We start from the raw sequence: 15,576 nt of genomic DNA on the forward strand, positions 1-15,576 counted from the left end.
CCGTGCCCGATCCCGCGAAAGGGGCCACAGTGGACGGGAGAGGAGAACGCATGGAACGCCCCATCACCGTCGGCGTCGACGGCTCGCCCGGGAGCCTGGCCGCCGCGGACTGGGCCGCCGTCGAGGCCACGCGCCGCGGGCTGCCGCTGCGCCTGGTCCACGCGTGGATCACCGAGCCCCTGTATGTGCCGCCCACGCCGGACGAGACGGCGGCCAGGGCGCTGCTCGACCGGGTGGCGCGTGACCTGGTCGAGCGGCACCCCGCCCCGCCCGACATCGCCACCGAGGTGATCACCGACGTGGCGACCAACGGCCTGATCCACGCCGCCGCGGGGGCCGAGATGCTGGTGCTGGGCACGCGGGGGCACGGGGCGTTGGTGGGGTTCCTGCTCGGCTCGGTCGGGCTGCCGGTGATCGCGCACGCCCGGCGCCCTGTGGTGCTGGTCCGCGCGAGCGCCACCGAACGCGCCCCCGGGGAGGAGAGCGAGGAGCCCGACGAGATCGTGGTGGGCGTCAAGGACGCGGGCCCGGCGGCGCAGGCGCTCCTCGACTTCGCCTTCACGGCGGCGATGGCGCGCGGCGCGACCGTACGCGCCGTGCGGGCGTGGGGCACGCCGTCGCTGTTCAGCGCGGAGGTGCCCGGCAGCCTTGAGGAGAACGCGGGCGCGGCCCGGGATCTGGAGACGGTGGAGGGCCGGGTGCTGACGGAGGTGCTCGCGCCCTGGAGAGAGCGCTTTCCCGGGGCGCGGGTGATCGAGCACCCCGGCTATGGCAACGCGGCCGAGACGCTGCTGTCGGCCGCCGCGCCCCGGGGCGCGCTGGTCGTGGTGGGCCGGCGCGTGCACCGGCGCACGCTCGGGATGCGCATCGGTCCTGTCACCCATGCGGCGCTGCACCACGCGCGTTCCCCGGTGGCGGTCGTTCCGTACCACGGCGAGAACGACGATGACGGCTGAGCGGTGACCCGGCGGTGACGGCGGGGGTCAGCTGGCTTCGCGGGTCTCCTCGGGGCTCTCCTCGGGGTTCTCCGCGGAGCCGTCCTCGGCGCTCTCCGCGGGGAGCGGCAGCAGCCGGTCGTCGCCCGGGGCGATGTCCACGGTGCCGCCCGCGAGGACGACCCGGGCGGGCGACTGCTCCCAGGCGGGGACGCCGATCCACAACTGCCCTGGCTTCATGCGGATATGGACGGCGGTCCCCCGGTGCCGCACCGAGAAGCCGAACTCCGACAGCTCGGGCACCGGCGCCGGATCGAGCCACAGCGCGCCCTGCCGCGTCTGGATCCCGGCGAGCCCGCGCTGCACGAGGTCGAGCGTGCCCGCCATGGCGCCCAGGTGGATGCCCTCCTCCGTGGTGCCGCCCTGGAGGTCGGCGACGTCGCTCGCCAGCGCCTCCTTGAGGAACGTCCACGCCTCCTCGTGCCGGACGCGGGCCAGGACGGACGCGTGCACGACGCCGCTGAGCGTGGAGCCGTGGCTGGTCCTCGCGAGGTAGTACCGGACGGTCCTGCGCCAGCTCGCCTCGTCCAGTTCGTAGCCCAACTGGCGGAACAGCTGCGTCAGTTCGTCCGGCGAGAACAGATAGCCCAGCATGAGGACGTCGGCCTGCTTGGACGCCTGGTAGCGGTTGACGGTGTCGCCCTCGGACTCCAGGATCCGGTCGAGGCGCCTGATGTTGCCGTAACGGTCGCGGTAGCCTTCCCAGTCCAGCTCCGCCAGGTCGCCATAGCCGTCGAACTGGCTGATCACGCCCTGGTGGAACGGGATGCGCAGCCGCCGTGAGACGTCCTCCCAGCGGTCGAGCTCCTCGGGGAACAGGGCGAGCCGCTCCAGGAGTTCGCGGCGGCGCGAGATGGGCAGCGTCCGCGTGAGGTCGATCGCGCGGGCCAGCACCCACGCGGCGGTCGCGTTGGTGTAGGCGTTGTCGTCGAGGCCCGGCTTCGCGGCGCCCGGGTAGCCCTCGTGGTACTCGTCGGGGCCGACGACGCCCCGGATGCGGTAACGCTCCAGGTCACCGTCCCACTGGGCGAACGCCGCCCAGAACCTCGCCACTTGGAGGAGCATCTCGGCGCCCTTGGTGTGGACGAACTCCGCGTCGTCCGTGGCCTCGCCGTAGCGCCACACGTTGTAGGCGACGGCCGAGCCGACATGGTGCTGGAGGCGGGAGTTGTCGGGGAGCCAACGCCCCGAGCGGGGGTTGAGGTGGACCTCGGGGGTCTCCTCGCGGCCGTCGCTGCCGCTCTGCCACGGGTACATCGCCCCCGGGTACCCCGCGGCGGTCGCCGCGCGGCACGCCTCGGGCAGCCGCCGGTAGCGGTAGGCCATCAGCGCCTTGGACAACTCGGGGAAGTGCAGGTTGAGATAGGGCAGCACGAACAGCTCGTCCCAGAACACATGCCCTCGGTACGCCTCCCCGTGCAGCCCGCGCGCCGGGACGCCCACGTCCAACTCCGGTGTGTGGCGCGGCGAGAGCGTCTGGAGCACATGGAAGAGGTGCAGCCGCAGGATCCGCCCCGTCTCCCCCGGCACCTCCAACTGCGCCTGACCCCACAACACTTCCCACGCGGCGGTGTGCGCGTCGAGCAGCCCGGTGAAGTCCGGTGCGCGGTGGGCCCGTTGCACCGCCGCCTCCAGCGGGCCGCTGATCGCGGGGTCGCGTGAGGTGTGCACCGCGACCACCTTCTCCACCGTGACGGCGCGGTCGGGGGCCAGCGGCAGGGTCAGCAGGTGGGCGGCGCGGCACTCGACCAGGCGGGTGAGGACCGTTCCCTCGGCGCCCTGCGCGCCCCGGATCGCGCCGGTCTCGGCCTCCGTCTCGTACCGGTAGCGGGTGCGGGCGGCCATCACGACCCGCACGTCGGAGACGCGGGTGCGGCAGCGCAGCCACACGACGTCCGGCTCGTCGCTCCCGGTGTCCAGATCGGTGAGGTGGTCGCTCGCGAGGTCTCGGTAACGCGCGACGCCCTCGTTGGTGATCTCGCCGTCGAGCGCCGACTCGACCTCGAGGGTGCCGGTCCAGTCCTCGGCGGTGAACGTCGTGCGCAGCGCGGCGAGATGGGGGTCCTGCATGTGGACGAGGCGGGCCTGCTCGATGCGGAGATGGCGCCCGTGGGCGTCGCGGAACCTGATCTCGCGGATGAGCACGCCGCGCCCCAGATCGATCGCCTGGCGGTAACCCATCAGCTCCTCGGGGTCGGTGTCGGGGCTGAACCAGTCGCCGGGCGGGCCCTGTTCGGGGTGGATGCGGAAGCGGAGCGGAAGCCAGTTGGGGAGGTTGACCAGGTCCTCGTGGTCGAGGTCGCGGCCCGACACGGTGGTGGTGAGGCGGTTGAACAGGCCCGCCACATAGGTGCCCGGGTAGTGCGAGGGTCCCGCGGTGGTCTCGGGGGCGGCGCCGCGCGTGGCGAGGTAGCCGTTGCCGAGGGTGCACAGCGCCTCGCGCAGTCGTTCCGTGTGCGGGTCGTAGCCCTCGTACTCCCAGACGCCGTCCGCCATGTGTCCCTCGCCCATGGCTCACGCACCCCCCGTGGCCAGGTCGCCGGACGGGCCGCCCTCGTCGTTGTCGGTGAGGAACTGCGCCAGGTCGCGCACCACCACGTCGGCGCCGTGGTCGAGCAGGTCGTCCTCGCTGGTCGGCCCGCCGACGCGGTCCACGCCGATCACCATCCTGAACCCCCCGGCGCGCCCGGCCTCGACGCCCGCGAGCGCGTCCTCGACCACGGCGGCCTCCCCGGCCTGGACGGACAGGCGCCTGGCCCCCTCGAGGAACAGCGCGGGGTCGGGCTTGCCCGGCAGGCCGAGCCGCGCCATGTCGTTGCCGTCGACCACGGTCTGGAGCAGTGAACGCACGCCGGCGCGCGCCAGCAGGTCGCGCGCGTGGCGCGAGGAGGAGACGGCCGCGCACCGCACGCCCACGTCGTGCAGCGCGAGCAGCAGGCGGACGGTGCCGGGCCAGACGTCAACGCCGCCCTCGCCCAGCCTCCGGACGAAGAAGTCCTCCTTGCGGGCGGCGACGGCGCACACGCTGTCGGTGCCGGGCAGGTCCTCGGGGTTGCCCACGGGCAGGTCGATGCCGCGCGCGGCGAGGAAGGCGGCGGCGCCGTCGAGGCGCGACTTGCCGTCCACATGGCGCCGGTAGTCCTCGCCCGCGTCGAACGGCGGGTCCACGCCGGGAACGGTGTCGAACGCCTCCTTCCACGCGGCCGCGTGCACGCCCGCCGAGTCGGTGATCACGCCGTCGGTGTCGAACACGACGGCGCGGCAGTTCCACAGCTCGGGCTCCGGCACAGTCACCATCTCTCCATGGGAACCCGGGGGCGCGCGCTCCGCTACCCGAGCCGGGCGCGCCAGCCGGTGACGCGCGCCGGGCGCAGGCGTACCCATACGGCGTCGCGCTCCGGCGCCCAGGGGCCGCCCGCCGCGCCGCGCTCCCTCAGCCGCTCGGCCACCCGCTCCGCCAGCCGCTCGCCCTCCCCCGGGTCGGTGATCCTGCGGGCCCGGCCGACCAGCAGCACGCTCCAGCCCGCGGTGGCGTCCTCGTCCAGGTGGTCGACCTCGAACGCGGTCTCGTCGGCGTCGCCCGCGGCGGAGGCGCCCGTGCCCGGCGTGGCCCTGAAGACGATCGCCCCGCCCACCACGGCGTAGACCACGGGGACGATCGCGGGCCCCTGGGGCGTGGCGGCCGCGACCCGGCCGATGTGGTGGGCGGCGACGAGCCGGTGGCACTCGGCGGGGCCGAGCTCGGTCACGCGCGGGCGCGCGGGCTTCGCGCCCGGCGCGTGGTGTGCCTCCCCGCCCCTCAGCTCGGCGACCGTGGTGTCGAGCGCGCGGGCGAGCCGGGAGAGCGCGTTCCCGCCGGGTGAGGAGAGCCGTTCCTCCAGATACCGGAGGTACTGCGGCGCCATCCCGGCGCGCCCTGCGACGTCCTCGCGGCTGAGCCCCAGCTGCTCGCGCCGCAGCGCGATGCGCCGCCCGACGTCGCTGCCGCGCCCGCGCGCCCGTTCCGCCACCGCGTCACCTCCGAGGGATCACCCCTCCCAAGGATGGCGGCAGCGCCGGGGGTCCGCTCGCCAGACAGCTGGGCACGCAGGCCCACAGCCGGAACGGATACCCGAAACGCGGATGTCGCAGCGTCCCCAACTCCCGTGCGCGCGCCCCCAGGTAGTCGCCGCACAGGGCGCAGCTGAAGCCCATCAACTGATAGGGCCCGAGCCGCTCCAACGAGGGGGGCCACTCCCCGGTCAGCATGGCCCGCCCCGTAACGATCTTCGAAACGATCCCCTCACAAAAGCGGTCATGTCCAGCACAACGTAGGTCTACCCACCGACCGGTTTCCGCCACCGCGCTGCTCCACTCCGCGACCACTCTGTTACCGAGCGCCCCGGTCGAGTCTGGGCGTTACGCTCCCCCGCATGTCGTTGCACCTCCGCCCCACCACGGCCGCCGACCTTCCCCGGCTCACCGAGTGGGAGAGCGCTCTCCACACCGCCGTGTTCCTCGGCGAGATCGGTGCCGCGTGGCACGAACGGGCCCTGGCCGACCCGCGTCAGGGGCACCTTGTGGCCGAACGGGACGGCGAGCCCTTCGCGTTCGCGGTCCTCGCCGGGCTGGGGCGCGCGCCGGATCAGGCGGATCAGGTCGATCGGGGCGATCCTGCGGACCGGGCGGGTCGGGTCGATCCGGTGGATCGGGCGGGTCGGGGCGATCCGATGGATCGGGTGGATCGGGTTCTGGAGATACGCCGTCTCGTGGTGGCGCCCGAGCGCCGGGGCGCGGGCGTGGGGCGCGCGCTGCTGCGCGCCGTGCGCGACCGCGCGTATCTCGACCATCGCGCCGACCGGGTCTGGCTCGATGTGCGGTCGGGGAACGCGCGGGCGCGCCGCCTCTATGAGTCGGAGGGGTTCATGGTCACGTCGCGGGATGTGGGGGAGGATCTGTTGATCATGTTCCACCGGGGGTGCGGCTGATGCCGCTGAGCGAGGCGTCGCTCGGGCGGCCGCTCGACGCGGCGGTCGAGGGCGCGGATCCGCTCGAGGCGATGTCGCCGGTGGTGGGCGCGCCGGGCTGGACCCGTCAACGGCGGGCCAGGTTCGTGGAGTTCCGCCGGTCGATAGGGCTGGCCGCCGAGCCGGTGGAGTCCACCTTCGCGGTCATCGTCGGCGACGGCGAGGTGGTGGGCGCGGCGCGGCTCGAGCCGGTGGCGGGCCAACCCGGCACGCCGGAGGCCGGGTTCGGGATGTGCCCGCGTGCCCGCGCGCGACGGGGCGCGGGGGTCGGCGACGCGGTGGTGCGGGCGTTGGCCGCCCCGGCCCGCGAGGACGGCGACGCGGCGTCGGGCGCCGGGACGACCCGCGACAACATGGCGATGCGTCGGGCTCTCGCGGCGGGGCTCGGGGCGGCGTTGACCGAGTGGGGCCGGGGGTGGACGCGCTTCCGTTCGCCGAACGGGCGCTGCGGCGAGGGTGGTTGGCGGCCCTTCGGGCGTGCACGTTGAGCTCTGCCAGCCGCCGCACCGGGCCGCACCGCGCGCCACCCCACCACGAACCGCCTTACGAGCCACCGCACTTCGTCTCGCCACGAACCGCCGCGCCGCCAGCCCCACCAACCGCCGCGCCCAAAGCCGCACCACAAGACCCCACCGCGAGCCCGCGCCCTCCGCGACGCGCGGCACGGCGTGTGCCCCATGGGCCATGCCCCGGAAGCGAGTTGTGTCGCGTGTATTTACATCGTTGTAAGTGACGTGGTGCCATGGGCACGACAACCGACGTCGTCATGACCGAGGGAGCCGCTGATGCGCGTCCGATCCCGATTCCCCCTGTTCACGGCGCTGTTCGCGCTGCTCATCGGCCTGCTCCTGGCACCGCAGGCCACCGCGGGTGACACGATGTCCCCCACCGCCGCCGGAACGTTCCGCAATCCGCTCAACCCAGGGCCCGACCCGTTCGCGACCTATGCGAACGGCGAGTACCACCTCACCACCACCCAGGGTGACAGCATCAAGATGTGGAGCTCGCCCTCGCTGAGCACCCTGCTGGCCGCCGATCCCGTCACTGTGTGGACCGACTCCGACCCCTCGCGGAACCAGCACATCTGGGCCGCCGAGTTCTACCGCTTCGACGGCCGCTGGTACATGTACTACACGGCCGACGACGGCGTGGACGAGCACCACCGGCTCTACGTCCTGGAGTCGGAGGGCGACGACCCCACCGGGCCCTACCACTTCAAGGCCAAGCTCGCCCCGCCCAACCACCTGGACGACTTCGCCATCGACCCCGGGATCCTCCAGCACGGCGGGCGGCTCTACTTGGCGTACAGCGGCATCAACGAGTACCACCACAACGGCCTCAACATCGCGCCGATGTCCAACCCTTGGACCGTCTCGGGCAACGCCGTCGCGATCGACGGGGACGGCGGCTGCCCCGAGGTGCGCGAGGGCCCGGAGTTCCTGTACCGCAACGGCCGTACGTGGATGACGTATTCGACCTGCGACACCGGCAAGCCCGACTACCAGGTGTGGCTGATGTCCCTGCCCGAAGGCGCCGACCCGCTGGTGCCGGGCAACTGGATCCAGCACGACGGGCCGGTGTTCGCGCGCAACGACGCGGTGGGCGTCTACGGCCCAGGACACCACGCGTTCTTCCAGTCCCCCGACGGGACGGAGGACTGGATCATCTACCACGCCAAGACCACCACGGACTTCACCTACACCAACCGCACGACGCGCGCCCAGAAGATCGGCTGGAACGCGGACGGCAGCCCGGATCTCGGCACGCCGCTCGCGTTGGGCGCGACCCAGGACCTGCCGTCGGGCGACCCCGGCTCCGGCACCTACTGGATCAACGACGACGGCCGGTCGAGCGGCGACGGCACGGTCACGTACGAGGGCACCTGGAACTCGGGATCGGGCTGCGCGACCCAGTGCTTCTGGGGCGACGACCACTGGAGCGAACAGGCGGGGAACGCCGCGACGTTCACCTTCACGGGCACCAGGATCGCGCTGCTCTCCGTGGAGGACACCGGCAACGGCATCGCCGCGATCAGCGTCGACGGCGGCCCCGAGCAACGCGTCGACTTCCACGGGCCCATCAGGACGGGCGAGACGCTCCAGTACCTCAGCCCACGCCTGCCGCACGGCGAGCACACGCTGCGGATCCGGGTCACGGGAGAGCGCAATCCCGACTCGGGGGCCGCGTTCGTGAGTGTGGACCGCGCCGAGGTCTACACCGACTGAGAGCCGCCACAGGACCGGGCGGCGACACGACGCGACGAGGTGGGCCCGGTCCTGTGGCCCTTCCAGGCCACCTCGGATAGCGCTTTCCCGCACTTTCCCACCCTCGGGAAGCGCTCTCCCACCCTCGGGAAGCGCTCTCCCACCTTCGGGAAGCGCTCTCCCAGCTCCGGGATACCGCTCTCCCATCCCCCGGGATAGCGCTTTCCCGGCCCACCCACTTCACCCCACCCACCCCCACCCCACCCACGCTTCACGGCGTCCCAGGACGACAGCCGTGAAGTCGACGAACCGTATCTCCCGAGCCGTGTGAAGGAGTTCGTTCCATGCAACTGAGACAACGTCGCCGTCGGACGGTGTCCCTGGGCATCGCCCTGGCCGCCGCCGTGCTGGTGCCGATAGGCGCGGCCCAGGCCGCCGCTCCCACCCAAGAACTGCCACCCCAGGAGCCAGGCGTCACCCTGCGCACCTTCGACGTCGGGTTCGAGCCCGAGGAGATCTGCACCCTGACCGAGGGCCAGACCCCGAACGTCGACGTCCTGCGGCCCACCGTGGACTGGGAGACCACCGAGGAGTTCGGCGGGATCGCCAACAACTTCATGGCGCATGTGATCGGGAACATCCACGTTCCCGAGGACGGCGCCTACGACTTCCGGCTCATCAGCGACGACGGCTCCCGGCTGTATCTCGACGGGCAGCAGATCATCGAGAACGACCAGCGGCAGCCCCCGACGGCGGTCGACGGGCTGGCCGACCTGACCGCGGGCGTCCACGCCCTGCGGATCGACTACTTCCAGGGCGCGCACGGCAAGGCGCTGCGCCTGGAGTGGAGGCCGCCGGGGCAGAGCGAGTTCACGCTCGTTCCCGAGTCGGTGCTGACCACCGACGCCGGTGTCACCCGTGTCACCTCGCCCGGGGTCAAGTCGTGCGTCGACGCCGACGCCAGCCCGGGTGACGGGGCGCCGCTGGCCGAGGTGCACCCGAACTACACGCTGACCGACCTGCGGCCCGAGGGCTATGAGCCGATGGTCACGGGCATGGACTGGTTCGACGACGGCCGCATGGTCATCACCACCTGGGCGGGCCGGGAGAGCTTCGACGGCGCCGTTGAGGTCGTGAACGGCACGCTCGGGGAGGACGCCGACCCCTCCGAGATCACCACCGAGGTCATCGCGACCGACATGAACGAGCCGCAGGGCGTGCTGGTGGAGGACGGTGAGGTCATCGTCGCGGAGAAGCACCAGCTCAGCCGACTGGTCGACGCCGACGGCGACGGCTTCTACGAGGGCTCGGAGGCCATCGCGACCTGGCCGAGCGGCGGCACGTACCACGAGTTCGGGTTCGGTCTCCTGGCGGACGACGACCACTACTACCTGAACCTGTCGGTCGCCATCACCCCGGGCGGCAGGACCACGGTGCCGCAGCATGTCGAGAACCGGGGCACCTCGGTGCGGATCGACAAGGAGACCGGCGAGCTCGAGTATGTCGCCGGGGGCCTGCGCACCCCGAACGGCATCGGCTGGGGCCCCGACGACGAGGTCTTCGTGACGGACAACCAGGGTGACTGGCTGCCGTCGTCGAAGCTGGTCGAGATCCAGGAGGGGGCGTTCTACAACCACTACACGACGCCGCAGGGGCCGTTCGACGACCAGCCGGTGACCGAGCCGGTGCTGTGGCTGCCGCACGGCGAGATCTCGAACTCGCCGACGAACCCCGTGACGGTTGAAAAGGGTTTGTTCAAGGACCAGTTGCTGTTCGGCGACGTCACCTATGGCGGCATCCAGCGGGCGTTCCTCGAGGAGGTCGACGGCCAGAAGCAGGGCGCGGTCTTCCGGATGACGCAGGGTCTCGAGTCCGGTGTCTCGCGGCTGGCGCTCGGCCCCGACGGGTCGTTCTACGTGGGCGGCATCGGCGGCGGTGGCAACTGGCAGCAGCCGGGCAAGTTCACATATGGCCTCCAGAAGTTGACGCCCACATCCAGGGACGCGATGGACATCGTGTCGATGGAGGTGACCGAGACCGGGTTCGACCTCACTTACACCAAGCCGGTGTCGGACGATGTGGTGGAGAACGCCGCCGAGCGGTACGAGGTCGAGCAGTGGTCCTACACCCCGACGTCGCAGTACGGCGGGGAGAAGCGGAACGAGGAGATCCTGTCCGTCGCCGGTGCCTCGGTGTCGGGGAACGGGCGCACGGTGAGCCTGGACATTCCCGGGCTGCGTGAGGACCGGGTCGTGCACGTCCGCTCGCCGCGGCCGTTCGAGGCCGCCGACGGGACCGCGCTGTGGAGCACCGAGGCGTGGTACACCGTCCACAACATCCCTGACTATGTCGAGCCGCCCAACGAGGTCGGCCAGTACGAGGCCGAGGACGGGGTGCTGCGCGGTGGGGCTGACATCGACGACGAGCACGGCAACTTCACCGGGGGAGGCTTCGTCGACGGCTTCGACAACATCGGCGCCGAGCTGACCTGGAACGTGAACGTGGCGGAGGCCGGGACCTATCCGGTGACCTTCCGCTACTCCAACGGCCCCAACCCCTTCGTCGGCACCAAGACGATCTCGCTCGACGTCAACGGCGAGGATCAAGGCCAGATCGCGGTCGAGACGACCGGGACGTGGCAGACGTGGGCCGACCACGTCGAGCAGCTCGATCTCCAGGCGGGGGCCAACACCATCACGGTCTCCGCGGGAGAGGACGACGACCGGCATGTGAACTGGGACCATCTGCGCATCCAGCAGGAGGCCTGTGTCCCGGCCCAGCCCGACGACGGCTACCGCATGCTGTTCGACGGCACCGAACAGAGCCTGGCCACCTGGGAGATGGCCACTCCCGGGGGCTTCATCTCCCAGGCCGACTGCACCATGCGCTCCGTCGGCGGGCTCGGACTCCTGTCGCACCCCGAGGAGTTCACCGACTACCGCCTGAAGCTGGACTGGAAGATGGCGGGGGACGACAACTCTGGGGTCCACATCGGACTTCCCGATCCCCAGGGTGATCCCGCGGCGCGCAACCAGGCGTTCGAGGTGCAGATCGACGCCACGGACGTGCCCGAGCGCACCACGGGCGCGATCTACAACTTCCAGGGCGCCGACATCGAGGCCCGCGACCAGGCCCTCAACCCGCCGGGCCAGTGGAACACCTACGAGATCGTGGTCCAGGACCTGCGTGTCCAGGTGTATCTCAACGGTGTGCTGATCAACGACTACGACACCGAGAACGCCAGCCCCGACCGCGACTTGAGCTCGGGCCGCATCGGGTTGCAGAACCACCACACCGGCTCGAACGTGTGGTTCCGCGACATACAGATCATGGATCTCTGACGGGAGGGTGAGCGACGGGAGGGCGGACACGGCGTGCGCGTGTCCGCCCTCCCGGCGTCGGCGGCGCCCAACTCCGCCACGCCTCATGGGTGACGGCCCACAGCGCGCCCTCTCCGGCCGTTGCGGCGATCGGCGTCGACTACGCCGCGACGGCGACCGGTCGGGCCGCGGCGGTGCGTTCGTGCCAGGCGTCGAGCAGGCGGTCGGCCGAGCCGCCGATGGGGCCGACCGCGTCCGACAGCGTGGCGGGGTCGGGGAGTTCGGCGGAGTCCACCGCGGCCAGCGCCTCGGCCGGGTCGTCGACCGTGTCGGAGCACACGGACAACAGGTAGTCGGGGACGGACAGTTCGGGGTCGACGCAGCCGACGAGCGGGGTGCCGACGGCGGCGACCAGGGGGAAGACCGTGCCGGGGATGCCGATCGCGGCCTCGGCGCGCGCCGACGCGGTGACGGAGGGGACGGCGCTGATCTCCCAGCGCTCCCACAGCGAACGGTCCTCGCGCGGGTGCAGGCCGACCAGGATCCGTTTGCCCGCCGCGGCGAGTTGCTCGGTCGAGCGGAGCAGCAGCTCGGTGCCGGGGGCGGCGTCCCCGGTCTCGTCGGGGTGGGTGACGCTGGTCAGCACGAGCACCAGGTCGCGCTCGGGGCGGCGGACGGGGAGGTCGTCGGTCTGCGGCGAGCCCACCGTGCGCACGGGGCGCCTGGTGCCGAAGCAGGCGGCGAACGCGCGCCCCTCCGCCGCCGATGAGGCGGTGAACAGGCGGACGCGGCGCCGTAGTTCGCGGGCGCGTGGGGCCTCGACCGGCTGCTGGTACGCCAGCGCCGAGGCGTTGAGCGGCAGGCGGCGGAACCGGGCGGCGCAGTCCGCGGGCCAGTCGCCCGCGCCGGTGACCACGAGCACGTCGGCCTCGGGCGCGTCGGCGGGGGTGGCGACCTGGACGGGGTCGCCCGGCGCGATGCCCGCGTAGTCGGGGACGAGTTGGGTGAGGTCCCAGCGGCGGCGGGCGGCCTCGTCGAGGATCGGGGCGACGTGGTAGGTGCCCCAGGGCTCGTTGGTGGCGATCAGTACACGGAGCGGCCGGGGGCGGCGCGCCCAGGCGGCCGATCCGGTGAGCCCGGCCCCGGCGGTTCCGCCCAGGAGCCCGCCCAGCACGGAACGGCGCGACACGTGCGTATCGATCATGTCCGCAACCGTAGTGTCCGAGTTCTACCGTTGTGTAAACGGATCGTTCCGCACAGAAGGCCACCTCGGGGCCACCTCGGCCGCGTACCCTGGGGGTGCGCGTCGTCACGGCCTGTCGGCGCGGCGAGGATGGCGCGGGGGTGGGATCCGGTGGGACAGGAGTTGGTGCCGTGGGGGCCCTGGGGCCCCGACGACCGGGACGAGCCGACCGAGGCGGGCGCGGCGACCGAGGCGGGCGCGCCGGGCGACCGGCCCACCGCGGTCGACGCGGGCGCGGGCCCCGAGCCGCCCTGGGGGTATCTCGACCAGTACCTCTGGTACACGTGCGACATCCTCAGCGACCATCTCGCGGGCACGCTCGACGCGCGGCCGATGGTCGCGACCACGGCCCGACTCAGGCCGGGTGAGCGGCCGTTGGCGGTGGGTCCGGCGTTCTATCTCACATGGCGCGCGGTGGGCGACGGGAGCTGGACGCACAGCGGCGTCGTGGCGTTCGGCCATCCGGCGCTGGTGGCGGGCACGTTGATCGGCTCGGCCATGGGGAACGCCGCGCGGCGCCGGGCCGCGCAGGCGGCCGTGCGGCCCCGCTGGGTGCCCGAGGCGTCGGGCGAGGTGGTGGTCAGCGATCTGGGGTTCCACTTCCTCAACCCCGTCGCGGCGGCCTACACATGGGACTGGGGCACGCCGACGTCGATGGAGATGGTGGGCCCCGAGCGGCTCCAGTGCGGCTTCGTCGGCGGGAACGGCGGCCATGTCGCCGCCCAACTGCACACGCCCTGGGCGTCGTTGATCTTTGTGCTGACCGCGTTGCACGCGTTCCCCGCGCATCCGCGGCTGCTGTCCTGTGCGTGGCTGCCGCCGGGCTTCGAGGCGCGGTGCGCGCGGCTGGGTTATCCCCTACGCTTCCCCGACCGTCTCAGGCCCGCCGGACCGACGCCCGCCTGAGTGGGGACAGTTAACGATACGTAGAGATCCGTTCACAGCCGTGGCGGGGACCGGGGGACGGTGGTGATCCCGGTCGGAGCCGGTCGCCCGAATGACTACGGTTGTCAACCGACGGGCGCCGTAAGGCGCTTGACGCGTGAGCAGTAGAGGAGTCTTGGACCGGATGACCGAGCGCGTGGAAGACCTGATCGAGCAGCTGGGCTCCTGGCGGACGGGTGACGTCGTCGACCAGAGCCCGCGCGAGAGAGTCCTCGCCGAGCTCAGCACGCAGGGGCCGCATGTGGTCCCGGTGTTGATCAAGCGGCTCAGGACGCTGGTCACCGCCTCAGCCCAGCATCGCGACCAGGTCAGCAGGGTCCCGGCGGCGGCGGACGATGCGGCGGACGACGGGGCGGGCCTGAAGCAGGGGATCATCGAGGCGCTGCACCGGATCGGCGACCAGCAGGCGGGCCCGGTGCTCACGGCGTCGCTGGTCGACCCGGCGTGCCGGTGGGCGGCGGCGCGGGCGTTGAAGGACGTGCGGGACGACGACGCGGTGGGTCCGCTGCTCGACGCCCTCGCCAGGGCGCAGCCCAACGGCTCGCTGATCTGGGACATCGCGGACACGCTGCGCAGCTACCCGGTGCCGAGGGCGGTGATCGAGCGGCGGCTCCAGGCGGAGAAGTCGCAGCAGGGGCAGCAGAATTTGAACGGGCTGCTGGCCGTGTTGTCCCACGAGGGCGACGGCGCGGTGGCCGAAGGGCTGCACGCCGCGCTGTCGCCGCACACGGATGTGCGGCTGAAGTCCGTGGAGGAGCTGGCGGGTTCGGGCAAGGGCGAGGGGGAGGGCGAGACGCGGGAGGCGTTGACGCTGCTGGCCCTTGACAAGGCGCCACCGGTGAGCCTGCGGGCGGTGCAGGCGCTCGGGGACCCGCCGCCGCAGGATCTCGTGCTCTCGGCGATCGGCCTGGCCGCGCGGGCGGAGCGGCCCGCGCGTGACCTCCAACTGATCAGCAGGACCCGGCACTTCGTCCGCAACCACCCGGCGGGCATCCCGGCGGTGCTGGCGGCGCTGGAGGGCGCGCCCGAGCTGCCGACGGCCGAGGTGCACATCGTTCTCGAGATCCTGTCGCCGCTCAACGTGGACCTGACGCCGGAGCACCCGATACGGCTGCTGCGGGCGTTGCACGGTCTCGCGGCGCGCCCCGACTACGAGATCAGGCACCGTTCGCTTGCCGTACTGCGCGGTGGGGACCTGCTGTTCACGCTCATGGCCGAGGACGCGCCGGTCAGCGTGGAGGCGCGCACGATCTTCGACTCCTTCGCGGAGCCGAGCGACATCGCCCGCTTCGAGCGGTTCACGCACACGCGGCCCAAGCAGCCGGGCATGGGCCCCACGTGGCAGCAGCGCCTCAACCTCTTCCGGCGCCGCTGACCCCGCCACCCGGCCGAGGACCCACGCCCGCACCCGGTCCTCGGCCGCCCCCGGTGGCGGCCTCGACGGGCCGGGGCCGCAGGGCGCGGCTGCCGCGCCAGGCCCCGGTGAACAGCAGCGCCACGCAGGCGCCCGTCGCCGTCAACACCGTGACGGTGAAGGCCGGTTCGCTGTCCAGGTAGAAGCCGGAGAACGCCACGAGCAGCAGCAGCACGCCGCCCGCCGTGACCCAGGGGCCCGCGACGCGGTGCATGGTGCGCCATGTCTCGTCGCTCTCCAGGGCGCGCACGGTCCGTATGCCGAGGAACGCGTTCCTGCTCAACTTGCCACGCTGCGGCAGGAGTCCCAGGGCCAGGAGGAGCACTCCGGCCACGGTGAGGGCGAGTGCCGTGGTGATGGCCGTGCCGGTGGTCACCGCGTCGGTCATGCGGTCAGCGTACTTCCCTGACCTGCCGTTCCCCGGGCCGCTCCACAGTCGCCACACAACC

Annotated in this window: 12 protein-coding genes; 7 read left to right on the plus strand and 5 right to left on the minus strand. The window is 72.3% G+C overall.

The window, feature by feature from the left end; all coding sequences use genetic code 11:
• Positions 1-50: 50 nt before the first annotated feature.
• Positions 51-956, plus strand: coding sequence for a universal stress protein (locus D7318_RS06995; RefSeq protein ID WP_120695979.1), 906 nt, complete (start codon positions 51-53; stop codon positions 954-956).
• 27 nt (positions 957-983) lie between these two features.
• Here the strand turns inward: D7318_RS06995 and D7318_RS07000 are convergent, their stop codons facing one another.
• Genes D7318_RS07000 through D7318_RS07010 form a run of 3 tightly spaced genes read right to left on the minus strand, consistent with a single transcriptional unit; the run spans position 984 to position 5,005 of the window.
• The gene (locus D7318_RS07000; protein ID WP_120696103.1) at positions 984-3,491 is read right to left on the minus strand and encodes a glycoside hydrolase family 65 protein; all 2,508 of its coding nucleotides are present in this window, start codon (positions 3,489-3,491) and stop codon (positions 984-986) included.
• Between the two features lie 18 nt (positions 3,492-3,509).
• Positions 3,510-4,292 (minus strand): HAD family hydrolase, encoded by a 783-nt coding sequence (locus tag D7318_RS07005; protein ID WP_120695980.1) that lies wholly within the window; start codon positions 4,290-4,292, stop codon positions 3,510-3,512.
• A 32-nt stretch (positions 4,293-4,324) separates the two neighbouring features.
• Positions 4,325-5,005: a helix-turn-helix domain-containing protein gene (locus D7318_RS07010; RefSeq protein ID WP_120695981.1), complete on the minus strand. Its 681-nt coding sequence runs from the start codon at positions 5,003-5,005 to the stop codon at positions 4,325-4,327.
• Positions 5,006-5,407: 402 nt separating this feature from the next.
• On the opposite strand from D7318_RS07010, the gene D7318_RS07015 reads away from it, so the two are divergent.
• The 4 genes from D7318_RS07015 to D7318_RS07035 all read left to right on the plus strand — a co-directional run bounded on the left by D7318_RS07015 (position 5,408) and on the right by D7318_RS07035 (position 11,546).
• Positions 5,408-5,962, plus strand: a complete 555-nt coding sequence (locus D7318_RS07015) for a GNAT family N-acetyltransferase (RefSeq protein ID WP_120695982.1) — start codon at positions 5,408-5,410, stop codon at positions 5,960-5,962.
• Positions 5,962-6,489, plus strand: a complete 528-nt coding sequence (locus tag D7318_RS07020; RefSeq protein ID WP_183091269.1) for a GNAT family N-acetyltransferase — start codon at positions 5,962-5,964, stop codon at positions 6,487-6,489. The genes D7318_RS07015 and D7318_RS07020 overlap by 1 nt, the downstream gene beginning before the upstream one ends.
• A gap of 297 nt (positions 6,490-6,786) precedes the next feature.
• The gene (locus tag D7318_RS07025; RefSeq protein ID WP_120695983.1) at positions 6,787-8,226 is read left to right on the plus strand and encodes a family 43 glycosylhydrolase; all 1,440 of its coding nucleotides are present in this window, start codon (positions 6,787-6,789) and stop codon (positions 8,224-8,226) included.
• Between the two features lie 323 nt (positions 8,227-8,549).
• A complete protein-coding gene (locus D7318_RS07035; RefSeq protein WP_120695985.1) occupies positions 8,550-11,546 on the plus strand; it encodes a family 16 glycoside hydrolase in 2,997 nt (998 codons plus the stop codon).
• 139 nt (positions 11,547-11,685) lie between these two features.
• On the opposite strand, the gene D7318_RS07040 is transcribed toward D7318_RS07035, so the two are convergent.
• On the minus strand, positions 11,686-12,729 hold the full coding sequence (locus D7318_RS07040) for a hypothetical protein (protein WP_183091268.1): 1,044 nt from the start codon (positions 12,727-12,729) through the stop codon (positions 11,686-11,688).
• A 150-nt stretch (positions 12,730-12,879) separates the two neighbouring features.
• Here D7318_RS07040 and D7318_RS07045 point away from each other — a divergent pair, with 150 nt between their 5' ends.
• Together D7318_RS07045 and D7318_RS07050 are read left to right on the plus strand one after the other, a co-directional pair.
• Positions 12,880-13,674, plus strand: coding sequence for a hypothetical protein (locus D7318_RS07045; RefSeq protein ID WP_120695987.1), 795 nt, complete (start codon positions 12,880-12,882; stop codon positions 13,672-13,674).
• A gap of 163 nt (positions 13,675-13,837) precedes the next feature.
• Positions 13,838-15,088, plus strand: coding sequence for a HEAT repeat domain-containing protein (locus D7318_RS07050; protein ID WP_120695988.1), 1,251 nt, complete (start codon positions 13,838-13,840; stop codon positions 15,086-15,088).
• On the opposite strand, the gene D7318_RS07055 is transcribed toward D7318_RS07050, so the two are convergent.
• Positions 15,066-15,515: an SdpI family protein gene (locus D7318_RS07055; RefSeq protein WP_120695989.1), complete on the minus strand. Its 450-nt coding sequence runs from the start codon at positions 15,513-15,515 to the stop codon at positions 15,066-15,068. The two genes, D7318_RS07050 and D7318_RS07055, sit on opposite strands and share 23 nt — an antisense overlap.
• Positions 15,516-15,576 lie beyond the last annotated feature (61 nt).

The organism is Streptomyces radicis, from assembly GCF_003626575.1.
Taxonomy (GTDB): Bacteria; Actinomycetota; Actinomycetes; order Streptomycetales; family Streptomycetaceae; genus Streptomyces; species Streptomyces radicis.